Genomic DNA, 23,814 nt, shown 5'->3' on the forward strand with positions numbered 1-23,814 from the left:
GGAAAGGGCATCCATGAGCACCGAACTCAGTCATTTCGTCGGCGGCAAGCCGGTCGCGGGGACGTCCGGCCGGTTCGCCGACGTCTTCGACCCCAGCACCGGCGCCGTCCAGGCCCGTGTCCCGCTCGCCTCGGCCGACGAGGTCGCCACCGTGGTCGCGGACGCGGCGCAGGCCCAGCTCGAGTGGGCCCGCTGGAACCCGCAGCGGCGGGCCCGTGTGCTGATGAAGTTCGTCGACCTCGTCCGCGCCGAGGAGGACTCCCTCGCCCGGCTGCTCACCTCCGAACACGGCAAGACCGTCCCCGACGCGCGCGGCGACATCCAGCGCGGGCTCGAAGTGGTCGAGTTCGCCATCGGCATCCCGCATCTGCTCAAGGGCGAGTACAGCGACAACGCGGGCACCGGTATCGACGTCTACTCGATGCGGCAGCCGCTCGGCGTGGTCGCCGGGATCACGCCGTTCAACTTCCCCGCGATGATCCCGCTGTGGAAGGCCGCCCCGGCGATCGCCTGCGGGAACGCCTTCGTGCTCAAACCGTCCGAACGCGACCCGTCGGTCCCCCTGCGGCTGGCCGAGCTCTTCCTGGAAGCCGGTCTGCCGCCGGGTGTGTTCAACGTGGTCAACGGCGACAAGGAAGCCGTCGACGCGCTGCTGACCGATCCCCGCGTCGAGGCCGTCGGCTTCGTCGGTTCGTCGTCGATCGCCGAGTACATCTACACCACCGCGGCCGCGCACGGAAAGCGCGCGCAGTGCTTCGGCGGAGCCAAGAACCACATGATCGTGATGCCGGACGCGGACCTCGACCAGGTCGTCGACGCGCTGATCGGCGCCGGGTACGGCTCCGCGGGCGAACGCTGCATGGCGATCTCGGTCGCCGTCCCGGTCGGCGAGGCCACCGCCGACGCGCTGGCCGCCCGGCTTACCGAACGTGTCAAGACGCTGAAGGTCGGCGCCTCGCTCGACGAGACGGCCGACTTCGGGCCGCTGGTGACCGCCGAGGCCGTCCAGCGCGTCCGCGACTACATCGACGTCGGCCTCGCGGAAGGGGCGAAGCTGCTCGTCGACGGTCGCGAGACCACTGTGGACGGTCACGAGAACGGCTTCTTCCTCGGCGGCTGCCTGTTCGACCACGTCACCAGCGACATGCGGATCTACCGTGAAGAGATCTTCGGGCCGGTGCTGTCGATCGTCCGCGCGGCCGACTACGAGGAAGCACTCCGGCTGCCCAGCGAGCACGAGTACGGCAACGGCGTCGCGATCTTCACCCGCGACGGTGACACCGCCCGCGACTTCACCTCGCGGGTGAACACCGGCATGGTCGGAGTCAACGTGCCCATCCCGGTGCCGATCGCCTACCACACCTTCGGCGGCTGGAAGCGTTCCGGTTTCGGCGATCTGAACCAGCACGGGCCGGACTCGATCCGCTTCTACACCAAGACCAAGACGGTCACCTCGCGCTGGCCTTCCGGCACCAAGGAAGGCGCCAGCTTCGTCATCCCGACGATGAGCTGAGGCCGCGATGAGACTGACCGACGAACAGCGGGCCCTTCGCGAGACCGCGGCGGAGTTCGCCGCGGAGCACCTCGCCCCGCACGCGATCGAATGGGACCAGGCCAAGCACTTCCCGGTCGACGTCCTGCGCAAGGCCGCCCAGCTGGGCATGGGCGGCGTCTACCTGCCCGAAGACCTCGGCGGCTCCGCGCTCGGACGGCTCGACGGCGTCCTCGTCTTCGAGGCGCTCGCCACCGGCTGCCCTTCGCTGGCCGCGTATATCTCCATCCACAACATGGTCGCGACCATGATCGACAAGTTCGGCGACGACGCCCAGCGGCACCGGTACCTGCCGCGGATGTCCACTATGGATACTTTCGGCAGCTATTGCCTCACCGAGCCGGACGCCGGTTCCGACGCGGCGGCGCTCTCCACCCGCGCCCGCCGCGAGGGTGACGAGTACGTCCTCGACGGAGTCAAGCAGTTCATCTCCGGCGCGGGTATCTCGGACGTCCACGTCGTGCTCGCCCGCACCGGCGGCCCCGGCGCGCGCGGCATCTCGGCGTTCATCGTCGACCGGGACACCCCCGGCGTTTCCTTCGGCCCCAACGAGATCAAGATGGGCTGGAACGCCCAGCCCACCCGGCAGGTCATCTTCGACGGCGCCCGCGTCCCGGCGTCCGCGCTGCTCGGCGGTGAGGGCAACGGTTTCCGCGTCGCGATGTCCGCGCTGGACGGGGGCAGGCTCAACATCTCGGCCTGCTCCCTCGGCGGCGCCGAGGCCGCGCTCGGTATGGCCGTCCGGCATCTGTCGGAGCGTTCGGCGTTCGGCGAGAAGCTGTCGGAGAAGCAGGCGCTGCAGTTCCGGCTCGCGGACATGCGCACCGATCTCGAAGCCGCCCGCACCCTGCTCTGGCGGGCCGCGGACGCGCTCGACCATGGCGAGGACACCGCGACCCAGCTTTCGGCGATGGCGAAACGCTTCTGCACCGACACCGGGTTCGAGGTGGCCAACCAGGCGCTGCAGCTGCACGGCGGCTACGGCTACCTCGCCGAGTACGGACTGGAGAAGATCGTCCGCGACCTGCGGGTGCACCAGATCCTCGAAGGGACCAACGAAATCATGCGCGTGATCATCTCGCGCCGGATGCTGCAGGAGGCTTCGTGAACGACGTCGGATTCCTCGTCCACAGTGGAATCGGCCGGATCACCCTGAACCGGCCGCGAGCACTGAACTCGCTGAACCACGGCATGGTCCTCGCCATGCTCGACCAGCTCGAAGCGTGGCGTTCCGACCCGGCGGTCCGCGCCGTCCTGATCGACGGCGCGGGTGACCGCGGGCTGTGCGCGGGTGGCGACATCCGCGCCATCTACGACGACGCCCGCACCGGCGGCACCGCGTCACTGGGGTTCTGGGCCGACGAGTACCGGCTCAACGCGCTGATCTCGCGCTACCCCAAGCCGTACCTGGCGCTCATGGACGGGCTCGTCATGGGCGGCGGGGTCGGCGTCTCGGCGCACGGCAGCCACCGGATCGTCACCGAACGCTCCCGTGTCGGCATGCCCGAGACCGGCATCGGCTTCGTCCCGGACGTCGGCGGCACCTACCTGCTGTCCAGGACACCCGGTGAGCTCGGCACGCATATCGCCCTCACCGCCGGGTCGATCTCGGGCCCCGACGCGATCCACTGTGGACTCGCCGATCACTTCGTGCCCAGCGAACGGGTCCCGGACCTGCTCGACGCGCTCGCGTCGCGGACCCCGGACACCGCGCTGGAGCTGATCGCCGAACCCGCCCCGCCGAGCGCGCTGGCCGAGGACGCCGGCTGGATCGACCGGTGCTACGCGGCCGACACGGTCGAGGAGATCCTGACCCGGCTCCACGCGAGCGGTGACGCGGCCGCGACCGCCGCCAAGGAGATCGAGGCGAAGTCGCCGACCTCGCTGAAGGTGACCCTGCGGGCACTGCGCTCGGCCGCGGCGCTGCCCGATCTGGAAGCCGTGCTGGCACAGGAGTTCCGGATCTCGGCCCACGCGCTCTCTTCGGCCGAGTTCGTCGAGGGCATCCGGGCGCAGATCATCGACAAGGACCGCTCCCCGAAGTGGTCTCCCGCCACTCTGTCCGAAGTGGACGACAAGCTGGTCGGCTCCTACTTCGCCGGTCTCGGCGACGCCGAGTGGGTGGCCCGATGACGATCGCCTTCCTCGGCCTGGGCAACATGGGCGGGCCGATGGCCGCCAACCTGGTCAAGTCCGGTGAAACCGTCCACGGCTACGACCCGGCCGCCACGGCCCGGTCCGAGGGCGTGGCCAGGTTCGACAGCGCGATCGCGGCGGTCGCGGCGGCGGACGTCGTGATCACGATGCTGCCCAGCGGCAAGCACGTCCTCGACTGCTACCGGGAGATCCTGCCGTCCGCAAGGCCGGGGACGCTGTTCGTCGACTGCTCCACCATCGACGTCGCCGATGCCCGGCAAGCGGCCGAACTGGTCACGGCGGCCGGCCACCGGGCGGTCGACGCGCCGGTGTCCGGCGGTGTGGTCGGCGCCGAGGCCGGAACGCTGACGTTCATGGTCGGCGGCGCCACTGAGGCGTTCGCCGCCGTCGAGCCGTTCCTGGCCGTCCTGGGCGCCAGGGCGATCCACTGCGGCGCTTCCGGCGCCGGTCAGGCGGCGAAGATCTGCAACAACATGATCCTCGGCGTCTCGATGATCGCCATCTCGGAGGCGTTCGCCCTCGGCGAGGAACTCGGCCTCACCCACCAGGCCCTGTTCGACGTCGCCTCGACCGCGTCCGGGCAGTGCTGGGCGCTGACCACCAACTGCCCGGTGCCCGGCCCCGTCCCGGCCAGCCCCGCCAACCGGGAGTACTCCGGCGGGTTCGCCAGCGGCCTGATGCTGAAGGACCTGCGCCTGGCCGAATCGGCGGCCAGGGACAACGACGTCGCCACCCTGCTCGGCACGAGGGCCGCGGAACTCTACGCGGCGTTCGTCGAGCGGGACGGTCCCGGCCGGGACTTCTCCGCCATCATCACCGCCGTCCGCGACGGCCTTCTCACCAAGGAACCCACCGCATGAGCGAGTACGAGACCATCACCGTCGAGCGGGCGGGTGACCGCGTCGCCCTGATCACCCTCAACCGGCCGAAGGCACTCAACGCGCTGAACCTGCGGGCCATGCGGGAGATCACCGGGGCGGCGGGAGAACTCGGCCAGGATCCCGGCGTCGGCGCCATCGTGCTCACCGGCTCCGCCAAGGCCTTCGCGGCGGGCGCGGACATCAAGGAGATGCAGCCGCAGTCGTTCAGCGACGTCTACGCGGCCGACTGGTTCGCGGGCTGGGACGCGCTTTCCCGCGTCCGCGTCCCGCTGATCGCCGCGGTCTCCGGGTACGCCCTCGGCGGTGGCTGCGAACTCGCCATGATGTGCGACGTCCTGATCGCGGCCGAGAACGCCAAGTTCGGCCAGCCGGAGATCACCCTCGGCGTCATCCCCGGCATGGGCGGCTCGCAACGGCTGACCCGCGCGATCGGCAAGGCCAAGGCGATGGACCTCTGCCTCACCGGCCGGATGATCGACGCCGCCGAGGCCGAGCGGTCGGGCCTCGTCTCCCGTGTCGTCCCCGCGGAAAGCCTGCTCGACGACGCCCTCGCCGTCGCGGCGAAGATCGCGAGTATGTCGCGTCCCGCCGCGATGATGGTCAAGGAGGCCGTGAACCAGGCTTTCGAGTCCGGGCTGGCCGACGGTCTCCGGTTCGAACGGCGCCTGTTCCACGGCACCTTCGCCACCCAGGACCAGAAGGAGGGGATGGCCGCGTTCACAGAGAAGCGCGAGCCGGAGTTCCTTCACTCCTGACCGGTGAGCGACCGGTAGAGCGGTCGCAGCAGGGTGGTGACCGAGGTTCCGTCCACCGTGGCCTTGAGCGGCGGGACCTCGTCCAGGAGTACCGGCGGATCCCCGGCCGGCGGTCGTCGCGTGTTCGTGACGTCCCCGGCCGGGCCCCAGCCGAAGAAGTCGTCCATCACTTCGTCCAGGCCGGGCGTCTCGTCGTCCGCCGACGGAGCCGTCACGCGGGCACCGGCCTGCCGCCCGATCTCTTCGAGCAGCGTCGCGCGATCGCGTCCGCGGAGGGCGAAGATCGAGAACGGGTCCGCGTCTTCTTCGAGTGCGATCAGCCCCGCGACGAGGTGATCGCACGGAACGCGAGTGCCGGGACACGTGCAGTCCAGCGACAGTTCCCACGCCGCTTCGGGGAACAGCGGCACCCGTTCCGCGGCGAAGAAGCGTTCGATGTCGTCCGGGACCTGGCCGTCGAGCAAGGCCGTCGTCGTGGTCTCGTCCGCGACGACGGCGGCGATCACCGCCGTCCACACCTGTTTGCCGAACGTCGGTAGCCCGACGCGGACGTCGTAGAACCGCTGCCGCGTCACCCGGACCCGTGCGACGGCGGCGCCGGGCCCGACCGTGAGGGTGTCGACCCGGCACGGCGGCACCAGTCCTTTGTGGACGCCGAGCTCGTCGAGTGCCCGGCGGAATCCGTCAGTCACCGGCCGCCTCCCGTCCCAGTGCGAAGACCTCGCGCAGCGAGGCCGTGGACAGCTCCGTGAGCCAGTCCTCCCCGTCGGTGACGACGAGGTCGGCCAGCGCTTCCTTCTTCGTGATGACGGCGTCGATCCGTTCCTCGATGGTGCCGGGGCAGACGAACTTCCGCACCTGGACGTTGTTCCGCTGGCCGATGCGGAAAGCACGGTCGGTGGCCTGTTCCTCGACCGCCGGATTCCACCACCGGTCCAGATGCAGGACGTGGGTGGCCGCGGTGAGAGTCAGCCCCGCTCCCCCGGTCTTCAGCGAGGCGAGCAGGATCGACGGGCCCTCACCCGACTGGAAGTGCTCGACTATCGAGTCGCGGCGCCGCTGCGACAAGCCGCCGTGCAGGAAGGCGATCTTCACGTTCAGCCTGCTCGAAAGATGCGGAACGAGCAGGTGACCGAACTCGGCGAACTGGGTGAAGCACAGCGCGCGGTCACCCGAGTCGAGGATCTCCGCCAGGAGTTCTTCGAGCCGGTTGACCTTGCCGGAACGGGTCCCGATCGGCGAGCCGTCGTGCAGCAGATGCGCGGGATGGTTGCAGATCTGCTTGAGCTTGGTGATCGCGGCGAGGATGTTGCCGCGTCGTTTGACCCCGGCGCTGTCGGCGATCTTCGTCATCATCTCGTCGACGGTCGCGCGGTACAGCGTCACCTGTTCGCGGGTGAGGCGGTATTCCTGGAGGATCTCGATCTTCTCGGGCAGGTCGGCGAGTACGGTGGGGTCGGTTTTGAGGCGCCGCAACAGGAACGGCCGGGTCAGCCGGCGCAGTTCGGTGGCCGCGGCGAGGTCGCCCCGGCGTTCGATCGGCACCTCGAACCGCTCGCGGAAATCCTGCCTGCCACCGAGTACACCGGGGTTGAGCAGATCCGAGAGCGCCCACAGGTCGGCGAGCCGGTTCTCCACCGGTGTCCCGGTCAGCGCGACCCGGTGCCCGGCCTGGATCCGGCGCAAAGCCTGCGCCGGCGCGGTGTTCTGGTTCTTGACCGCCTGCGCCTCGTCCAGCACGAGCCGGTGCCACCGGGTGCCCGCGAGCTCGTCCGCGTCGCGCGCGGCGGTCGAGTAGGTGGTGACGACGAGATCCGCGCCCTGGATGCGCGCGTACTCACGCTCGGCACCGTGATGGATGTGCACGCGCAGCTCGGGCGCGAACCTGGCCGCTTCGCGCTGCCACGTCCCGAGCAGCGACATCGGGCAGACGAGCAGCGTCGGCCCGATGTCGCCCTGTGCCCGCTCGATCGCTTCGAGGGCGAGAAGCTGGACGGTCTTGCCGAGCCCCATGTCGTCGGCGAGGCAGGCGCCGAGACCGATCGACGCCATGAACGAAAGCCACGCGACACCACGGCTCTGGTACGGCCGCAGGGTCGCGAGAAACGTCGGCGGCGGCTCGACCGGCTCGATGGTGCGCTGGACGCGCCCGGCGAGGAAGTCGTCGATCCAGCCGTCGGTCGTGACCTCGGTGACCGGCAGCGGCGCTTCGAAGCCTCCGCGGAGCAGGGCCAGCATGTCCGCCGGGGTGGGCAGCGGCGGTTTCTCCCGGTCCGGCTCGCGGCGGAGGTACTCGAGACCGGCGCGCAGCAGCTCGGGATCCACGCTCACCCAGCGGCCGCGCAGCCGCACCAGCGACGACTTCGCGGCGGCGAGCCCGGCGAGTTCCTCGTCGGTCAGCGCGTCCTCCCCGACGGCGAGCGCCCAGCGGTAGGACGCCAGCTGGTGGCGGCCGAGCCGGTGCACGGCGGCCTGGTCGACGGGCGCGCCGCGGACAGACAGCTTGAGCGCGAGCTTCCGCCTGCCGCCCCAGCTCGACGGGAGCTGGACGTCGAATCCGGCCGCGACCAGCTGTTCCGCGCCGCCGTCGAGGAATTCCACGGTCTCGGCGACGGTGAGGTCGTAGATGCCCGGCTTCGCGGCCTCGACCGCCGGGCCGAGCAGCGGCAGCACTCCGGCGGCTCGTTCCAGCTCGGCGGTGAACAGGCCTTCGGGGTCGGTGAACCTCGCGCCCGCCTTGCCGGACCAGACGTCCTCGGCCGGGAGCAGGAGGCTGGGATCGGCCGCCGAGCGCAGCAGGAAACGCAGCTGCCACTTGGTCCCGTCGCCGGTCTGGTCGTCCGGGTCGTCTTCGGGGCCGTACAGCGTGGGGACCTCGTCGAGCCGGAGGCAGACGGTGCCCTCGGTGAGGTCGGTGTCGCCGACGGCGTCCCAGGCCGCGATGCCCTCGGCGACGATCCCCATCCGCCCCGGCGCCTGGCCGATCCGGTCGTCGGCGCTCTTCAGCGCGTGGAGCCATGACCCGAACGGGCCTTCGCGGCCGTCGCTCTCCGTGGCGTGCCCGGCGGCGGCCAGCCGTTCGCGGACGGCGGCGTCGACCAGGGTGTGGAGCGCGTCGGTGACCAGCGCCGCCGGGGACGGTCCGGGGTGCTCGGCCCGGCCGACCGGCGGGGTGGCCGCGATCAGCGCCCGGAGCGCGACCGCGTCGCCGCCACGGGCCACCGGCCGCCAGCGCGCCCGCGCCACGATCTCGTTCCGCACGAGCGTGGGGAGCACCCGGCCGCGGCGCACCAGGTCGTCCGCCAGCCGGACGACCGCGCGGAGGTGCCGGACGGAGGTGCCGTAGCTGACTGTGCCCGCCAGGTCCCCCAGCTCGGAAGGGTCGATCAGGAGCGCCGGAACCGACCAGGGTTCCAGCGTCAGCTCCTGCTGCGGACGGCCGCGGGAACCCAGTTCAGGCGAAGCGACCGGACCGCCGCGCCGTGACGGAAGCAGCAGGACGGCCGACGCCGGTTTGCCGGGATGCAGGGCGGTCAGATCCGCGACCGACGCGGCGAACGGATGCGGCCGGGCCGAGCTCGACGGCCGCATCGACGTCGTCGCCGGGCGGTCGCCGTGTTCACCCCACAGCACGATCCCGCGGCCACGGGACCACAGGCCGTGCACGACGAGTGGCACCATGATCTCCCTTCCGCGGTCCGGTCGCTCCCAGCATGCCCGGCGCCGATCAGCGGCCGGTCAGCGAGGGTCACACCATCGTGTAGCTAGGCGGCGGTCCCCCGCTCTTCTAGCCTGATGAGCTAGTCCCCACACGGAAGCGATCCTTGATGACCGACGGAGAAGCACGCGCCGGCGTGCTGTCGAAACGCGCTCTCGTGATCGCTTCCCACGCGGTGGAGAGAGCCGCGCTCGCCGAGGGCACCGACGAGAACATGGTCGTTCTCGCGCTCTTCCAGCGGCTGCCCTACTTCGAGCGGGAACGCGAAGTTTACGCGAGGATCGCCCGGCGCGCGGCCGTGACCGTCGTCGGCATGGTCGACTCCGGCCGCCCGGACCTGCCGCACGGCGTGACCCCGGTGCTGCTGCGCGCCAACGAGAACCTCGCCCGTGAATGGTCGGTCGCGGTCCTCACCCCGACCTTCGGCGGCTCGGTGGTCGCGCAGGACCTCGACGACGTCGACCCGTCGGCGACATCCGTCGAAGCGGCGCGGCGGTTCCAGGGGCGCTGGGGTTTCCGCCGCGACGAGGCCTACGCCGAGGTCGTCCGGCTGCGCGACGCGCTCGGCGACCGTCTGCCGCCCACCGCGCGGATCAAGATCGACGAGGTACTGAGAAGCGTCACGACCCCCGCGGCGGCGCCGGTGGAGAACCGCGCGGAAGCGGCTCTGCGGCACCTCGCCGGCCGGCTGGAACGGCAAGCGCCGACGAAGCTCGCGGAACCCGCCCTCGCGACCGATCCCGACACCGGCCTGGCGACCATGGCCGGGATCTCCGGCTGGCTGGGCGCGTCGACCGACACCGTCCCGCTCGGCCTGATCCTGATCACCGTCGACGATCTGGAGGAAGTCGGACGGCGGCACGGCAACCGGGTCAAGATGCACACCGAGCAGAACATCGCGGATCTGATCCGCGAGGATCTCCGCCCGCTGGACCGGGCCGTCCGGCTCGGCACCGACGAGTTCCTGCTCGTCCAGCCCGCGCTGGAAACGGCGGAACTGACCGAACGCAGCCTGCGCCTCGAACGCAGGCTCGGCGCCCTCCACGCCACCTACCCGTTCGTGGATCTGCATCCGCGGACGACGACCATGCTCACCCGGAAACGGCCGCTGCCCGTGAATTCCCTGCGCGCGCAGCTGAAGCAGGTGCCGACAGCGGTGCTGTGGCCGCCCAGTCACGGCATGCTCCCGACGCCGAACGGCAACGGCTCACCCTGGTTCCACTGATACGGTCCGTCCGGTGAAAACCGTCCTGGACACGATCGATCCGCGCGAAGCGCTGACGATCCTCGGCCCTTCGAAGGCCAAGATCCGAGGCGGCGACGCCTCCGCGAAGACCAGCGCGAACTGGCCCGAACCGATGCTGCGCGCGCGGGCCGATGTCCTGGCGAAGTCCAAGGTCGACAGTGGCGGGCTGCGGCCCGCGTGGCTCCGCTACAGCGGGAACTTCTACCGGAACGTCGGCGATGCGCTCGGCGATGCGGCCGGGCACGGACGATTGCTGCTCCTCAGCGGCGGCTACGGAATCCTGCGGGCCGACGAGCCGATCTCCTGCTACGACCGGAAACTGAGGCTCGGCGACTGGCCGCCCGGCGTGCTCGAAGACACCGTCATCGAGGAGGCGCGCCGGATCGGCGCGACGAACGTGGTCACGTTCGTGTCCGCCAGCGCCGACTACGCCAAACTGGTCCGGCGGATTCCTTGGGGCTCCACGGAAATCGGCGGCGTGCTGGTGACGATCGACTTCCACGGCGGCGGGGCGCAGGTCGAGGTACCCCGGCGGCTGGCTCAGGCTTTCGGCGCGTGGTGGCGCCGCTCGCCGTCGGACTACCCACCGGGCATGGTCGCCGAGGTGCTGGGCCGGCGCCGCTGACCGCTACGGCCAGCGGGCTTCGGAAAGCGCGAGCGCGGCACGGAGGAACGCCTTGCGGTCTGCGGCGGGAAGCTGTCCGAGCAGACGTTCCTCCTGCTCCTGGATCTGAGTCCGAGCCGACCTCCGCGCGGCGCGGCCGTCGTCGGTGATCCCCAGCAGCCGGACCCGGCGGTCCTTCGGATCCGGTTCACGGGTGATCAGGCCGTCGTCCTGGAGCGTGTCGAGGGTGCCGATGATCCGGGTCTTGTCCGCGCCGATCGCCTTGGCGAGCGCGGCCTGCGTCCGGACAGGCCCGTCGTCGAGGGCGCTCAGCACCACGTAGCCCCACATCGTCAACCCGTGCTCCGCCAGCACCGGCGTCTCGGCGTTCATCAGCCTGCGCATCAGCCCGCCGAGCATCGCCGCGAGATCCGGCCTCCCCTGCTCCGCCATGTGCAGACCATACCGACCGGTGTCGCGAAACCCGTTGACGAACTCGTACGCATATGTAGATGATATGCGCATGCCTATCGATGAACTCCGCATCCTCGACGCCCTCGTGACCCGGACCAGCCTGGACCTGGTCACCAAGATCACCCCCGCCGACCTGACCAAGCCGACCCCGTGCAGCGCCTGGACCCTGCACGGCCTGCTGGCCCACATGACCACCCAGCACCACGGCTTCGCCGCCGCGGCCGGAGGCGACGGCCACCTCGACCACTGGCGGCTGCTCCCCCTGGGCGACGACCCGATCGCCACCTACCGTGAGTCGGTCGACCGAGTGCTGAACGCCTTCGCCCCCCACGACCTCGACGACCGGAAGTTCTCGCTTCCCGAGTTCTCCACCGAAGTCACCTTCACCGCGGAGCAGGCCCTCGGCTTCCACTTCGTGGACTACCTGGTGCACTCCTGGGACGTGGCCAAGACCCTCGGCCTGCCGGTGAAGTTCGATCAGGAAGTGCTCGACGTCGGCCTGAAGTTCGCCGAAGCGATCCCGGACGGGCAGAACCGGACCACGCCCGGCGCCGCCTTCGGCCCGGCCGTGGACGCGACGGGACCGTCCGATTTGGACACCATCGTCGCCCTGCTCGGCCGCTCCCCGTCGTGGCCGGAGGTCACACCCCAGGCTTGACCGGCACCGCTTCGAGAATCCGGGCGGTGACCAGTTCCGGTTTCTCCAGCGAGAGTCCGTGAGTGGTCTTGGGTACGACCTCGACGCGAAGGTGCGGGCTCAGGGACTCGAGCCGGGCCGCCACCGCACGACTGTCGTGGATGACACTGCGTTCGGCGACGACGATCCGAGTGGGAACGTCGATCGAGGACAACTCGTCGTCGCTGAACAGGTGCATCTCCGGGAAGTGCTGCTTGTACTTGAGGGCACTGAAAAGCAGCGGCCGCACCGTATGCCGCACGTCCGGATCCCCCGAGGCCACCAGCCGAAGGAGCGGGCGGGGCAGGAACCAGCGAAAGATCTCCCGGAAGCTCCACCAGATGAAGCTCCGGCCGATCACGCCGAACCCCGCGGCCTCGAAGGTGACGACACCCGCAACCCGGCCGGTCGTCCGGGATGCGAGATTCAAGGCCAGCCAGCCGCCTCGCGAAACACCGGCGAGGTAGACCTTGTCGTTGCCGGTACCCGCGAGCACCCCGTCGATGACCTCCGCGAGCCAGACCGCGCAATCCGCGGTGGACTCGATGGGCGCGGTCTGGATCGTGCGCCCCGGTTCGCCGATCGTGTCGACGGCGTGGATCCGGTACCGGGCGGCAAGTTCGGCGATATGCGGATACCAGGACAGCGACGTGCCCATCGCGCCGGAAAGCAACACGATGGGCGGACCGTCTTCGGGACCGCAACGCCGGACGCGGGTCGGGCCGAATCTCGTTTCGACGTCCAGCTCCTCGGCGGGAACCGGCCATTTCCGCAGGATCGCGTCGTAGGTCGCGGAGAAACGCACTGCGGCCTTCTTGTCGGTGAACTCCCCCAGCATCGGACCTCCTCGAAGTTTTTATGGTGCACTTGCACCATAACAGCGGACGGCCGCTCAAGCCAACCCTCGACGACATGACAGAGTGACCGCGTGCCGAAACGTGTCGACCACCAGGAGCGCAGGCGAGAGATCGCGGAGGCGCTCTTCCGGATCGCCGCCGCCCAGGGCCTGCAAGCGGTCACACTGCGCGCGGTCGCCGCGGAGGCGGGCATCTCCATGAACCTGGTCCAGTACTACTTCCCGACCAAGGAGGAGATGCTGCGCTTCGCATGGCGGCGGATGGTCGAACTGACCATGGAGAACGCCGGGAAGATCGTCGGCGAGGCGATGGCGACCGAAGACGAGCGCACCATCGTGCGCGCCTATCTCACCGCGGTCCTGCCGGAAGGCGAACGCGCCCGCATGCTGGCCGCCGTCCAGATCGCGTACTTCGCCGTCGACGTCACGCGCGGCCGCCAGGATCCTGACCAGGAACCGCTGCTGCCCCACCTGGTCCGCGCGGTCTCCGAACTGCTTCGGAAAGCACAGGAGAAGGGCGCCATCCCGGCCCGCGTCGATCCCCGGCTGGAGGCGGACTCGCTCGCGACGATGTCGGCAGGCCTCGTCACGGCGATCATGGTCGACGCCTACACCGCGGAACAGGCGGCGGAGATCGTCGACTACCGGCTCGACGGAGTGTTCACCGGCGGCCGATGAGCATCTCGATGCCGTCCAGGATGCGACCGAGACCGAACTCGACGTCGGCGTCCTCGATACCTTCTTCGCTGTACGCCTCGCCGGAGATCACGGCGGCGACGCGCGGGTAGCCGCGCTCCCGGAGACGCGGACCCAGAAACCCGCCCAGCGCCTGGGCCTGCTCAGGCGGACTCGCGTTCACGTCTCGAAGCAACGAAGCCGTGCTGCGCACCCAGCCGTCGACCAACACGGCGCAGCCCACCACGTCCTGGGTGCCCAGACCCGAATCCGCCATCCCCTCCAGGAAATTTTCCAGCCACCCCAGCAGATTCGGCGTGGTCGGCGCGCTGCGCACCGGCAGATCGATCAGCCACGGGTGGCGGCGGCAGCGTTCGAGGAGCTCGCGAGCCCAGGCGGTGACCGCAGCGCGCCAGTCACCGGTCAGCGTCGCCGGCGGCGGACCCCAGGCCGCTTCGGCGACGAGGACGAGCAGTTCCTCTTTGGAACTCAGATAACGGTAAAGCGCGTTCGCCGTGACGCCGAGACGTTTGGCGATCGCAGGCATGGACAGCGCGGCGTAGCCCTCCGCGTCAGCCTGCGCGATGGCCGCGTCGACGATCTGCTCGAGGCTGTATCCCGGTTTCGGCCCACGCCGGGGCGCCGGGGCATGCCCCCAGGCCAGCGCGGTGCCCGGCGGCAGCAACTCGATCTCGACGTCGTCCATCGGGGCAGTGTTCATCGGGGCATTGTTGCATCCGAAACAGGTAAAGGCATACACTGTTCATGGCATACACAGTTACGCGACCAGTTGGGGGATCGATCATGACCGAACCGAACAGGCGGAACGTGCTCCGCGGGGCGGCCGCGCTGGCCATCAGCGGAGTCGCCGCGACCTACGGGAGCACCGGGTCCGCCCTCGCCGCCCAGTCCCCTTCGCTCGGTACGCCGAAGGAGCACTTCCCTTTCATCGAGGGTGCTTTCGCGCCGGTGAAGGAGGAGGTGACCGCGTTCGACCTGCCCGTCACCGGCCGGATCCCGAAGGACCTCTGCGGGCGGTACCTGCGCACCGGACCGAACGTCCTCGGGCTCGAAGATCCGCGCGCTCACCACTGGATGCTGGGTGAGGGGATGGTGCACGGCGTCCGGCTGCGGGACGGGAAGGCCGAGTGGTACCGCAACCGCTGGGTGCGTTCGTCCGGTGTCGCGGCGAAACTGGGCGAGCGGTACCCATGGCCGGTGCCCGCCGAGGACTTCGCGCCGAACACGCACGTGATCAGCCACCACGGCCGCATCCTCACCCTGCAGGAGTCCGGCGCGCCGCCGTACGAACTCGACGGCGAGCTGAACACGGTGGGGCCGTTCGATTTCAGCGGCTCACTGGAGGGTTCCTACACCGCGCACACCAAGTTCGACGCCCAGGCGGACGAGCTGCACGCGGTGACCTATCACCCGACCTGGGACCACGTGCGGCATCTGATGGTCGACCGGACCGGCCGCGTGGTGCGGACCACCCGGATCCCGGTCACCGACAGCCCGATGATGCACGACTTCGGGCTCACCAAGAACTACGTGGTCGTCTTCGACGTGCCGGTCACCTTCGACCCGCGGCCAGGCAAGGTCGTGCCCTACAAGTGGAACACGGAGCACCAGGCCAGGGTGGGCGTGATGAAACGCGACGGTGGCCCGGTCCGCTGGTTCGGGGTGGATCAGGTGTTCTACTCGCATACGCTCAACGCCTACGAACAGGGTTCGACGGTGGTGGTCGACCTGACCACGATGCCTGCCCCGTTCGAGGTGGCGGGCAAGCAGGGCTTCGGCGGCCCGTCGGCTTCGGGTCCGCCGGTGCTGGAGCGCTGGACGATCGATCTCGCGCAGGGCCGGGTGCGGCGCCGTGTCCTCGACGACCGGCCGCAGGAGTTCCCGCGGGTCAACGAAAGCCTCGTGTCACGACGGCATCGGTACGGCTACTCGGCCTCGCCGGGTGAACTGTTCGACGTCTATCTGGACAAGCCTGCCGACACCTTCGGCAACGCGTTGCTCAAGCACGACCTGCAGAGCGGACGTTCGGAGGTGCACCGCTTCGGCCGCGGCGCCGACGCGAGCGAAGCAGTCTTCGTGCCATCGGCACGCAGCAAGTCCGAAGACGACGGTTACGCCCTCGCCTACGTGAACAACCCTGACCGCAACGCTTCGGATCTGGTGATCCTCTCGGCGCAGGACTTCACCGCGAAACCGTTGGCCCGCATCCACTTGCCGAGGCCGGTGCCGCTGGGCTTCCACGGCAGCTGGGTCGCCGACTGAGTGGCCGGGCGGTCGCCGGGTGCCCGGCGACCGCCCCTCGGTTCACACCCCGGTGAGCACCTCCTCCAGTGCGGCGGCGGTGGCCGGATACCGCTCCAGCAGTGCCGAACCGGCGGGCGCGGTGCTCCCCCAGGGTTCGTCACAGCCCAGCAACCCGGCCACGGCATCGCAGGTCGCCGGATGTGCCGCCAGCAACGCGAGACCGCCGCTCCCTCCGGTCTTCCTCGTCACCGCGAGGGATTCCGGCTGGTCTTTCCAGGGCGGGACCCATTCGTCGAGCGCCGCGAGCCTGCCGGGGAAGATCCGCCCGGCCTCGCGCACGAGCAGTGGCACCAGCTCCGCGCCCCGTGACCGGAGCGTGGTGATCAACGTCGGCAACCACGGCAGCAGCAACCTGTCCGGGAGCTCGGCGAAGGCGTTCGACACCGCCTCGACGACGAAGTCGGCCAGCCCCGGCGCCGGTTCCAACGCGTGGACGAACCCGCTGAGGTAACGCGGATACGCGGGCAGCACCATCGGGTTGGCCAGGAGCCCGGCGCACCGCTCACGCAGCTCCGCGCGCGAAAGGTGACCGAGCTGGACCTGTGCCGCCCACAGCAGCGCCACCTTCGACGCTTCCTGCGGATGCGAACCGGCGATCGCCAGCTCCAGCTGGGTCCGGTCGCAGCCCAGTGACAGTGCCAGTGCCTCCATGCTGAACAGGAAGCCCAGCATCGCGGCGACCTGCTCGACACCGGCCTCCTCGTCGGCGAAGGCCGCCGGGAGCAGGGTGCAGTAGTGCGCGTACCCCGTCCTGACGAAATCCTCGATCCACTTCGGCAGTACCGGCTCGGTGGTCCGGTAGTGCGCCAGCAGCCTCCGTACTCGCCGCAGCACTTCCGGAGCGCCGTCGACGGTGCGTTCGGTGGACAGCACCTCGAGGGCACGTGTGCCCAGTTCTCCCGCCAGCCGGGCGCTGCGCAAGTAGAGCGTCGCGTCTTCGACGGTTCCGAGCACCTTCGCCGCGGTGGCCTGCGGGTGGTAGGCCGCGCGCCGTAGCCGCTGCTCCAGCACCTGTTCGATGCTGACGCCCTCGTAACCCAGCTCGATCAGGGCTCGCTGATGCGTGCCCAGTGCCAGGTCCCATGACTCCTGGATCGGCCGTTCGCCGAGCCGTCGCTCCCCCATGATCGGCCGCGCCGCGCCGTGCGGCATCAGGTACCGCAGCATCCACAGCAGGTCGGAGCACGGCTCCAGCTCCGGCCGCGACGCGATGTCGAGCAACGCCCGCTGCACACCTCGTTGCTGCAGCTTGAGGTTCAGCGGTTCGAGCCTGTCGTGCACATCTCGCGCCAGCGGCGGCAACGCGTCGTAGCCGACCTGCCCGATCCGGTCGCCGCCCATCATGATCTCGACGAGGCGGCGGATGTCGCGCCTTCCGGGCACGACGTCCTTCTCGATGCAGGTGACCGCCGCGTCCTGGAAGTCGTACGGCGTCGGCTTCGCCCTGTCCCGCAGGCCCGCCAGCAGGATCGAAGTCTCGAACACCGCGATGGCGTCGGCCGTCGAGGACAGGTAGCCGTTGCGGCGCGCCGCCCGCACGATCTCGACCGACCAGCCGAGCAACTCGTCCTCGTCCAGCCTGTCGAGGACCGGAGGTCGTCGCAGGAAGCCGGAAAGCTGATCCGATGGATCCGCTGCCACCGGATCCGCCGAGGGCGCGGGAAGCGCCGCGGCTTTCTTCCGTTTCGGCCCGCCTATCTGCCCGTCCAGCTGGAACTGCTTGACCTTGGTCCGCTTGAGGTTCTTCGCCCACTCGGTCGCCGCGATCGACACCGATCCCCCGGCGAGGCCGAACTGCGCCTCGATCGACGCGTGGCTCGACGGGATCAGCCCGTACTGCCAGGTGCTCGCGCTGCGCGGGCTGATCACGAACCCGTCCGTACCCTCGACGCCGAACTCCGCGACCCGGCTGGCCGCGTGGAACGCACCGCAGATGTAGAGACAGTCCGCGGGATCGGCACCCGAAGCCGCGAGGTGCTCGCGCATCCGGGTCCACATGTAGCGCTCGCGGTCTTCGTCCACCCGCACGCGGCGGGTGTCACCGGGCGCGAGACGGCGGAACAGGCTGCCGATCAGGAACATGACCTGGCGATAGGTGTCGTGGTCGCTGTCGCCGAGCGGCAGTTCGACGTACTGGTGCCACCACTCCGACCAGTGCCGTACCCGTCCGTGCCGCAGCAGGTGCTCCTCCAGCTCGGCGAACCGCGGCCGCAGATCACCGATCTCGACACCGACCGCGTCGCCGTGCAGCGCGGCCTCCTCCTCGGCGGGCGGCGCGTCCGGGTCGGGCGACGGCTCCCGCTCGTCCCATTGGAAGACGTGATCCGCCGACCGGTCGACGAGGACGAGCTCGACACCAGGGGTGTCGAGGGCGTACGCGATCGCCTGGTACTCCGCCGAAGCCTCGGTGATCGGCGCGACCACCGACAGCGGCGCCCACTCGGCGGGGAATCCCTTCACGTCCGTCGCGAAAGCCTGCACCGCCACGGGAAGACGGCAGTTGCGCAGCTCGGTCAGCAGCGGTGCCATGTCCTCGCACAGTTCGAGGAAGACCACCTTCGGCTGTTTCTCCCGCAGCCGCCGGGCCATCGCCACGGCCGAAGCCGGGGAATGATGGCAGACCGGGAAGATCTCCAAAGGTTCCCGCACGGCGCGGTCGACGTCGTCGACCAGTCCGAGCAGGATGCCCTCCAAAGCACCGGGCCCGTCGGCGAAGGCGGCCGCGGCCTCCTGCAACTGGCCGCGTAACGCCTCGAAGGCGCCGCTCACGAGAGGGTGGCGATCGCGTCGCGGCCGCCGTCGAGGAACTCCGGCCAGTCCCCGCCCTCGTCCTTGCTGCGCGGTTCGACGACGCCGTGCAGGTACTTGTTGAGGATCGCCAGGTCCTCCGGCTCCCGGCGGGCGAGCGAGCCGACCAACGAGGACGCGAGCGCGCGGGCGGTCAACGCGCGCTCGCCGAAGAAGTTGCTGTGCAGCACCGCGTCTTCGAGCACGCCGATCTGTTCGGCGGTGGACAGCGCCGACTCCAGCTTCTCGTCGTCGCTGCCCGCCGACGCGGCCGCGGCCCGCAGGTCGCCGAAGCTGCGCAGCAGCACGTCGAGCAGGGTCGGCGGCACGTCCAGCTCGATCTGATGGCGGCGCAGGAGTTCCTCGGTGCGGAAGCGGACGATCTCCGCCTCGCTCTTCTTGTTCGTCACCACCGGGATCCGGACGAAGTTGAAGCGGCGTTTGAGCGCGGAGGACAGATCGTTGACGCCGCGGTCGCGGCTGTTGGCGGTGGCGATCACGGAGAAGCCGGGCTTCGCGAAGACGATGCCGTCGCTGTCCAGTTCCGGCACCGAGATGTACTTCTCCGACAGGATCGAGATCAGCGCGTCCTGGACATCGCTGGTGGACCGGGTCAGCTCCTCGAACCGGCCGATCGAACCCGCCTCCATCGCGGTCATGATCGGCGACGGGATCATGGACTCGCGGGACTGGCCTTTCGCGATGACCATGGAGACGTTCCACGAGTACTTGATGTGGTCCTCGGTGGTGCCGGCGGTGCCCTGCACGACGAGGGTGGAGTTCCGGGAGATCGCCGCGGCCAGCAGTTCGGCGAGCCAGCTCTTGCCGGTGCCGGGGTCACCGATCAGCAGCAGCCCGCGGTCGGAAGCGAGGGTGACGATCGCCCGCTCGACGATGCTCCGGTCGCCGAACCACTTCTGCGAGATCTCGCGGTCGAGGCCGTCGGCACGTTCGGAACCGAGCACGAACAGGCGCAGCATTTTCGGGGACAGGCGCCAGGCGAACGGCTTGGGGCTGTCGTCGACCGACTCCAGCCAGTCCAGCTCTTCGGCGTACTTGATCTCGGCGGGGGCGCGCAGCAGGTCGGACATGTCTTGCCTTTCGGGGAAGATTCAGGAGGTGAGGAAAGTCTTGAGTTCGTGGACGAGCTTGGTGATGTGACCGGAGATCACCGGTGTGCCGAGATCCTTGAAGCGCTCGCGGAACCACGGGTTGACGCTGCCGCGGCCGGCGCTGGTGACCGAGCCGACCGGGATGAACTTCGCCCCGGACCGGTGGATCGCGGCCATGCTCTCGAAGAGCTGCTCCACGCGGGTCTCGTAGAAGTCGGAGATCCACACCACCACGGTGTTGGCGGGTTCGGCGATCTTCGGCTGGGTCAGTCCCATCGCGACCATGCCGTCGTTGCCGCCGCCGAGATTGGTGCGCAGCAGGGTTTCGAACGGATCGTGCACCCACGGGGTGAGGTCGAGCGCCTGGGTGTCGTAGGCGATCAGGTGAACGTCCACTTTGGGCAGTCCGGCGAAGATCGAGGCCAGCACGGCGCAGTTGACCATCGAGTCGACCATGGAACCGGACTGGTCGACGACCGCGATGAGCCGCTGTGGCGTGGTCTTCTTCGCCGTCTGCTTGTAGTAGAGGCGATCGACGTAGAGCCGTTCCTCTTCGGGGCTCCAGTTGGTGAGGTTCTTCCAGATGGTGCGATCGAGGTCGAGGTTGCGGAACACGCGCTTGGGCGGGACCGAGCGGTCCACCTTGCCCGTCGAGGCCTTCTCGACCTGGGTGCGCAGGACTTCCGCGATCTCGTCGACGTAGCGGCGGATCAGCGACTTCGCGTTGGCCAGCGCCACTCCCGACAGGTTGTCCTTGTCCCGCAACAACTGTTCGATGAGGGACATACTCGGGCTCAGCTTCGCCGCGAGCGCGGGATCGGCGAGCACCTCGCGCAGATGCATCCGCTTGACCAGGTCCGCCTCGATGGTGTTGAGGTCCGGTCCGATCGCCGGGAGCAGCGTGCTCAGGTCGGGAGCCCTGCCCCCTCCGGTGCCGCCTTGCCCGGTCGGGGCACCGCCGGGGCGACCGCCGCGCAGTTCGCCCGGACGGCATCCCAGCGCGCGCTCCAGCCAGCCCGCGTCGGCCTGCCAGCAGGACAGCCGCCCGGCTGTCACCGTATGAGGCGCCGGGGCGAAGACGTTGAGCAGCACCTTCGACACCAGCGCCGCACGCCGTACCTCGGCGGCCTTGTCCCGGCTGTCCCCGGCTTCGGGAACCATCAGCCCGTCGAACTCGGCGGCGAGCTCCGGATGCCGCTGGACGACCGAGTCGACGGCGACGTTCGGGTCCAGCAACGCGGACGGCAGGCCGATGTCCTCGACCACGGCCACGCTCGCCGACTCGAGCGAGGCTTGCTCGTCGGCGTCGAAGAGCCGGGCGAGCAGGCGCCAGTACAGGACCTGGCGGCGGTTGTCCTCGGAGTCGGTCATTTCCGCAACAGCCTTCCGGCGCGTTCGCGCAGCACGGCCGCGGCGTCGGTGGCCGCCTTCTCGGCTTTCACCCCGGCCTTGTCCGTCGTGCCACCGGCCCAGGCTCCGGCGTGCACGGCCGTGGTCTTCTTGCGCACGGTGGTCTCCACGGCGAGCGGCTGGAGCCGGAACCCGCCGTCCCACCGGAGCAGGCCGATGCACGCGCTGGAACCCGCGACCGCCTTCGAGGTCAAAGGACCGGCGGCGGGAATGCGATCGGTCTCGACGGCGAGGTGGCTCCCGGCGAAAGTGAAGGTGAGCGCGTCTTCGTCGCCTTCGATGCCGTAGCCCTCGAGGAAGACGGGGACGGCGACGCGCACCGGATGCCGGTCCAAGGGGGCGACCGCCGGTGCGGTGGCCGTCGCCAGGGCGACACGCGCGGTGGCGAAGGCGTCAGCGGGCTCGCCGAGGCGGGCATGTTCGTCCTGCCAGAGGAGATCGCCCTCGGCCGTGACCGGCATGTCGGCGAGATTCATCGAGCGTCCTTCGCTGACCGCCGTGAGCAGGGAAAGATGCGGGCGGAGCAACTGCCAGATGCCGGCTCCGATGATCGTGTCCGGCTTCGGCACCGTCACGCTCGCCCGCACCAGACGCGGCGTGGTGCCGTCTTCGGGTTCGACCACCGCGTGGACCTGGGCCTGCGCGGCCGTCGCGTGTTCCAGCAGATCGACACCGAGCGGCAGCAGGCGACCGGTGACGGTGCCGATCGCGGGAGCCGCGGCCACACCGGGCAGGGTCAGCAGCATCCCGCGCGACCACAGGTCACCCCAGCGCCGGACGGGTACGCGCTCCATAGCCGCACCAGGACAGGACGCCGCGAGTTCGGCCGCGAACCCGTCGAGAAGGACCGCCAACCGTCGCATTCCCGGTTCGGCGAGCAGCGCGGAGATCACCGGCGCGGACGCGGAAATCAGGTCGTGGTCGATGCCCTGCCAGCCGGCACGGGCCAGATCCGACAGCCAGGACCGAGCGGCGGCCGGCAGATTCGGCGACTCCGCCTCGGAAGGCTGCCTGACGGCTTCCTCACCCAGTGGCCGGCCGGTCGCCTCGGCGATGCGCGCGAGGACGGCGTCGTGCACTGAGCCGAACACCGCGATCCTCGCCGCGGCAAGGGAAACGAAGTGCTCCTCCCCCGCCGCTCCGGCCGCGGTCTTCTCAGCCGCCTCGGCGACCCGTGCCGCCAGCGGCGACCCCGCCACCGCGTCGGCCAGTTCGGTCAGCCCGGCGATCTTCTGCGGGCGAAGCAGCCCGGCGACAAGCACGTCGTCGAAGGCGTCGGCTGCCGCCAACGCCTCGTCGAGACCGGCGATGGGGTCGGTGAGCAGATCGGTGCGCATCACACCACCGCCTTGGTCGGCGGGAACCAGTGCAGTTCCGGCACCGGCGCCGTCGACGCCGCGAATTCCAGGTATGCCAGATGCCGCAAGAACTGGCTGAACACGGACGCGGCGGCGGTGTTGTCGCCCTGCGACGGCCTTGTCGCGCTCATGGTCTGCGAAATGGCCTGCGCGGTCGGCTCCTCGACCTCCACTCGCAAGTACCGCGCGACGCGTCCGGCGCCGTACTGAAGCGTGGATTCGTTGAGCAGAGCGAGGATGTGGTTGCAGAACATGCCCCGCGCCCCGCCACAGGGCCGGTTGTTGTTGGTACTGCAGGCGAATTCGTACGTGCTCGCCGCGACCGACGAGACGTACACACGCCCGATGTCCGATCCGCTGGACACCACGCCCTGCACCCGTCCGTCGGCCAGTTCGACGAACGGGACCTTCGCGAGCTTGCGCGGGCGGGCAGGTGGCAACACCCTGGCCGTGCTCGCTCTTTCCCAGTCTGACAACGCATCTTCTCCTTGCGGGGTGCCTCGGTGGGGACTGGGATGAACCTAGCGAGAGGCACCGACAGTTTTCGATCAGACCCGCGTTCGGTCGAGCTGAGCGGCCAGATCCGCGAGGTCGTCGGCGTGGAAGTCGAACCGATCCGTCGCTGACGGAGGGTCTCCGACGGGCCTGGCGACGTAGGCGGTGCGCAGGCCGACGCCCTGCGCTCCCCTCAGATCCCACGCGTGGGCCGCGACCATCAGCAGCCGCTCCGGCGGCGCGCCGGACACCTTGACGGCCAGTTCGTAAACGGCGGGGTCGGGCTTGTAGGACTGCGCTTCTTCGGCGGAGAGCGCCTGGTGCCAGCGGAGGCCCGCGTGGGCGTTCATCCGGAGCAGGGTCGTGCGACTGGCGTTGGAGAGCCCGATCAGCGGATAGTGCTCGGCGAGCCGGGAGAGCCCGTCGACGGTGTCGGGCCAAGGCGGCATCCTGCGACCCGCTGCCGCCAGCTCGTCTGTTTGAGCTGCCTCGCGGTCGAGAACGTCACTCGCGACGTACGGCCGCTCCCCCTCGACGATGCGGCGCTGTTCGGTTTCGAGGTGGCCCAGCCACTGCTCGACCAGCACGTCCGCGTCGGCGTCCGGCGCGGCTCGCCGGATGGCCGCGCGCAGCCCGGCCGGTTCGTCGACGAGCGTGCCGAGTATGTCGAACACCAAGGCCTCGATCTCCACGGAGAACCTCCCGGTAAGGGTTAAAGTAGCGGTTAACCGTG

At 69.7% G+C, this 23,814-nt stretch carries 21 protein-coding genes; 10 read left to right on the top strand and 11 right to left on the bottom strand.

Going from position 1 to position 23,814, the window contains the following annotated elements; all coding sequences use genetic code 11:
* Positions 1-13: 13 nt before the first annotated feature.
* Genes AMYAL_RS0137790 through AMYAL_RS0137810 form a run of 5 tightly spaced genes read left to right on the top strand, consistent with a single transcriptional unit; the run spans position 14 to position 5,345 of the window.
* Positions 14-1,513: a CoA-acylating methylmalonate-semialdehyde dehydrogenase gene (locus AMYAL_RS0137790; protein WP_020636496.1), complete on the top strand. Its 1,500-nt coding sequence runs from the start codon at positions 14-16 to the stop codon at positions 1,511-1,513.
* A 7-nt stretch (positions 1,514-1,520) separates the two neighbouring features.
* On the top strand, positions 1,521-2,660 hold the full coding sequence (locus AMYAL_RS0137795) for an acyl-CoA dehydrogenase family protein (RefSeq protein WP_020636497.1): 1,140 nt from the start codon (positions 1,521-1,523) through the stop codon (positions 2,658-2,660).
* Complete coding sequence (locus AMYAL_RS0137800; RefSeq protein WP_020636498.1) at positions 2,657-3,685, top strand: enoyl-CoA hydratase/isomerase family protein; 1,029 nt, start codon at positions 2,657-2,659, stop codon at positions 3,683-3,685. The genes AMYAL_RS0137795 and AMYAL_RS0137800 overlap by 4 nt, the downstream gene beginning before the upstream one ends.
* Positions 3,682-4,569, top strand: coding sequence for a 3-hydroxyisobutyrate dehydrogenase (gene mmsB, locus AMYAL_RS0137805; RefSeq protein ID WP_020636499.1), 888 nt, complete (start codon positions 3,682-3,684; stop codon positions 4,567-4,569). Before AMYAL_RS0137800 ends, mmsB begins: the two co-directional genes overlap by 4 nt.
* The gene (locus tag AMYAL_RS0137810) at positions 4,566-5,345 is read left to right on the top strand and encodes an enoyl-CoA hydratase (protein WP_020636500.1); all 780 of its coding nucleotides are present in this window, start codon (positions 4,566-4,568) and stop codon (positions 5,343-5,345) included. The genes mmsB and AMYAL_RS0137810 overlap by 4 nt, the downstream gene beginning before the upstream one ends.
* Here the strand turns inward: AMYAL_RS0137810 and AMYAL_RS0137815 are convergent.
* Complete coding sequence (locus AMYAL_RS0137815) at positions 5,336-6,037, bottom strand: SWIM zinc finger family protein (RefSeq protein WP_020636501.1); 702 nt, start codon at positions 6,035-6,037, stop codon at positions 5,336-5,338. The genes AMYAL_RS0137810 and AMYAL_RS0137815 overlap by 10 nt on opposite strands.
* Positions 6,030-9,026: a DEAD/DEAH box helicase gene (locus AMYAL_RS0137820; RefSeq protein ID WP_020636502.1), complete on the bottom strand. Its 2,997-nt coding sequence runs from the start codon at positions 9,024-9,026 to the stop codon at positions 6,030-6,032. Before AMYAL_RS0137820 ends, AMYAL_RS0137815 begins: the two co-directional genes overlap by 8 nt.
* A 146-nt stretch (positions 9,027-9,172) precedes the next feature.
* Here AMYAL_RS0137820 and AMYAL_RS0137825 point away from each other — a divergent pair, with 146 nt between their 5' ends.
* Together AMYAL_RS0137825 and AMYAL_RS0137830 are read left to right on the top strand one after the other, a co-directional pair.
* Complete coding sequence (locus tag AMYAL_RS0137825; protein WP_026467771.1) at positions 9,173-10,288, top strand: DICT sensory domain-containing protein; 1,116 nt, start codon at positions 9,173-9,175, stop codon at positions 10,286-10,288.
* Between the two features lie 13 nt (positions 10,289-10,301).
* Positions 10,302-10,934: a YaaA family protein gene (locus AMYAL_RS0137830; RefSeq protein ID WP_020636503.1), complete on the top strand. Its 633-nt coding sequence runs from the start codon at positions 10,302-10,304 to the stop codon at positions 10,932-10,934.
* Positions 10,935-10,937: 3 nt separating this feature from the next.
* Here AMYAL_RS0137830 and AMYAL_RS0137835 read toward each other — a convergent pair whose 3' ends face one another.
* Positions 10,938-11,366, bottom strand: coding sequence for a MarR family winged helix-turn-helix transcriptional regulator (locus AMYAL_RS0137835; protein WP_020636504.1), 429 nt, complete (start codon positions 11,364-11,366; stop codon positions 10,938-10,940).
* A gap of 70 nt (positions 11,367-11,436) precedes the next feature.
* Here AMYAL_RS0137835 and AMYAL_RS0137840 point away from each other — a divergent pair, with 70 nt between their 5' ends.
* Complete coding sequence (locus AMYAL_RS0137840) at positions 11,437-12,045, top strand: TIGR03086 family metal-binding protein (protein ID WP_039796051.1); 609 nt, start codon at positions 11,437-11,439, stop codon at positions 12,043-12,045.
* Here the strand turns inward: AMYAL_RS0137840 and AMYAL_RS0137845 are convergent.
* Positions 12,029-12,901 (bottom strand): alpha/beta fold hydrolase, encoded by an 873-nt coding sequence (locus tag AMYAL_RS0137845; protein ID WP_020636506.1) that lies wholly within the window; start codon positions 12,899-12,901, stop codon positions 12,029-12,031. The genes AMYAL_RS0137840 and AMYAL_RS0137845 overlap by 17 nt on opposite strands.
* Positions 12,902-12,991: 90 nt before the next feature.
* On the opposite strand from AMYAL_RS0137845, the gene AMYAL_RS0137850 reads away from it, so the two are divergent.
* Positions 12,992-13,597 carry a TetR/AcrR family transcriptional regulator gene (locus AMYAL_RS0137850; protein ID WP_020636507.1) on the top strand — a complete coding sequence of 202 codons (606 nt, stop codon included), beginning with the start codon at positions 12,992-12,994 and terminating at the stop codon, positions 13,595-13,597.
* Here AMYAL_RS0137850 and AMYAL_RS0137855 read toward each other — a convergent pair.
* Positions 13,581-14,315: a TetR/AcrR family transcriptional regulator gene (locus AMYAL_RS0137855; protein ID WP_245193273.1), complete on the bottom strand. Its 735-nt coding sequence runs from the start codon at positions 14,313-14,315 to the stop codon at positions 13,581-13,583. The two genes, AMYAL_RS0137850 and AMYAL_RS0137855, sit on opposite strands and share 17 nt — an antisense overlap.
* 83 nt (positions 14,316-14,398) lie before the next feature.
* Between AMYAL_RS0137855 and AMYAL_RS0137860 the strand changes: the two genes are divergently transcribed.
* Positions 14,399-15,877, top strand: a complete 1,479-nt coding sequence (locus AMYAL_RS0137860) for a carotenoid oxygenase family protein (RefSeq protein WP_020636509.1) — start codon at positions 14,399-14,401, stop codon at positions 15,875-15,877.
* A gap of 42 nt (positions 15,878-15,919) precedes the next feature.
* Here AMYAL_RS0137860 and AMYAL_RS0137865 read toward each other — a convergent pair whose 3' ends face one another.
* The 6 genes from AMYAL_RS0137865 to AMYAL_RS0137890 all read right to left on the bottom strand — a co-directional run bounded on the left by AMYAL_RS0137865 (position 15,920) and on the right by AMYAL_RS0137890 (position 23,773).
* Entirely contained in the window at positions 15,920-18,688 is a 2,769-nt protein-coding gene (locus AMYAL_RS0137865; protein ID WP_020636510.1) for a DUF5682 family protein, read from the bottom strand.
* A complete protein-coding gene (locus AMYAL_RS0137870; RefSeq protein ID WP_020636511.1) occupies positions 18,685-19,797 on the bottom strand; it encodes an ATP-binding protein in 1,113 nt (370 codons plus the stop codon). The genes AMYAL_RS0137865 and AMYAL_RS0137870 overlap by 4 nt, the downstream gene beginning before the upstream one ends.
* Before the next feature lie 21 nt (positions 19,798-19,818).
* A complete protein-coding gene (locus tag AMYAL_RS0137875; RefSeq protein WP_020636512.1) occupies positions 19,819-21,189 on the bottom strand; it encodes a VWA domain-containing protein in 1,371 nt (456 codons plus the stop codon).
* Complete coding sequence (locus AMYAL_RS0137880; RefSeq protein ID WP_020636513.1) at positions 21,186-22,565, bottom strand: hypothetical protein; 1,380 nt, start codon at positions 22,563-22,565, stop codon at positions 21,186-21,188. Before AMYAL_RS0137880 ends, AMYAL_RS0137875 begins: the two co-directional genes overlap by 4 nt.
* On the bottom strand, positions 22,565-23,062 hold the full coding sequence (locus AMYAL_RS0137885) for a hypothetical protein (RefSeq protein WP_051137601.1): 498 nt from the start codon (positions 23,060-23,062) through the stop codon (positions 22,565-22,567). The genes AMYAL_RS0137880 and AMYAL_RS0137885 overlap by 1 nt, the downstream gene beginning before the upstream one ends.
* Positions 23,063-23,134: 72 nt before the next feature.
* Positions 23,135-23,773 (bottom strand): haloacid dehalogenase type II, encoded by a 639-nt coding sequence (locus AMYAL_RS0137890; protein ID WP_020636515.1) that lies wholly within the window; start codon positions 23,771-23,773, stop codon positions 23,135-23,137.
* Positions 23,774-23,814: the final 41 nt, after the last annotated feature.

The organism is Amycolatopsis alba DSM 44262 (genome assembly GCF_000384215.1).
GTDB classification, from domain to species: Bacteria; Actinomycetota; Actinomycetes; order Mycobacteriales; family Pseudonocardiaceae; genus Amycolatopsis; species Amycolatopsis alba.

Bases quoted from the DNA above. Each gene is read 5' to 3' on its own strand.
- AMYAL_RS0137790 (WP_020636496.1), top strand. From the start codon at position 14: ATGAGCACCGAACTCAGTCATTTCGTCGGCGGCAAGCCGGTCGCGGGG.
- AMYAL_RS0137795 (WP_020636497.1), top strand. From the start codon at position 1,521: ATGAGACTGACCGACGAACAGCGGGCCCTTCGCGAGACCGCGGCGGAG.
- mmsB (WP_020636499.1), top strand. From the start codon at position 3,682: ATGACGATCGCCTTCCTCGGCCTGGGCAACATGGGCGGGCCGATGGCC.
- AMYAL_RS0137810 (WP_020636500.1), top strand. From the start codon at position 4,566: ATGAGCGAGTACGAGACCATCACCGTCGAGCGGGCGGGTGACCGCGTC.
- AMYAL_RS0137820 (WP_020636502.1), bottom strand. From the start codon at position 9,026: ATGGTGCCACTCGTCGTGCACGGCCTGTGGTCCCGTGGCCGCGGGATC.
- AMYAL_RS0137825 (WP_026467771.1), top strand. From the start codon at position 9,173: ATGACCGACGGAGAAGCACGCGCCGGCGTGCTGTCGAAACGCGCTCTC.
- AMYAL_RS0137835 (WP_020636504.1), bottom strand. From the start codon at position 11,366: ATGGCGGAGCAGGGGAGGCCGGATCTCGCGGCGATGCTCGGCGGGCTG.
- AMYAL_RS0137840 (WP_039796051.1), top strand. From the start codon at position 11,437: ATGCCTATCGATGAACTCCGCATCCTCGACGCCCTCGTGACCCGGACC.
- AMYAL_RS0137845 (WP_020636506.1), bottom strand. From the start codon at position 12,901: ATGCTGGGGGAGTTCACCGACAAGAAGGCCGCAGTGCGTTTCTCCGCG.
- AMYAL_RS0137855 (WP_245193273.1), bottom strand. From the start codon at position 14,315: ATGAACACTGCCCCGATGGACGACGTCGAGATCGAGTTGCTGCCGCCG.
- AMYAL_RS0137860 (WP_020636509.1), top strand. From the start codon at position 14,399: ATGACCGAACCGAACAGGCGGAACGTGCTCCGCGGGGCGGCCGCGCTG.
- AMYAL_RS0137870 (WP_020636511.1), bottom strand. From the start codon at position 19,797: ATGTCCGACCTGCTGCGCGCCCCCGCCGAGATCAAGTACGCCGAAGAG.
- AMYAL_RS0137875 (WP_020636512.1), bottom strand. From the start codon at position 21,189: ATGACCGACTCCGAGGACAACCGCCGCCAGGTCCTGTACTGGCGCCTG.
- AMYAL_RS0137880 (WP_020636513.1), bottom strand. From the start codon at position 22,565: ATGCGCACCGATCTGCTCACCGACCCCATCGCCGGTCTCGACGAGGCG.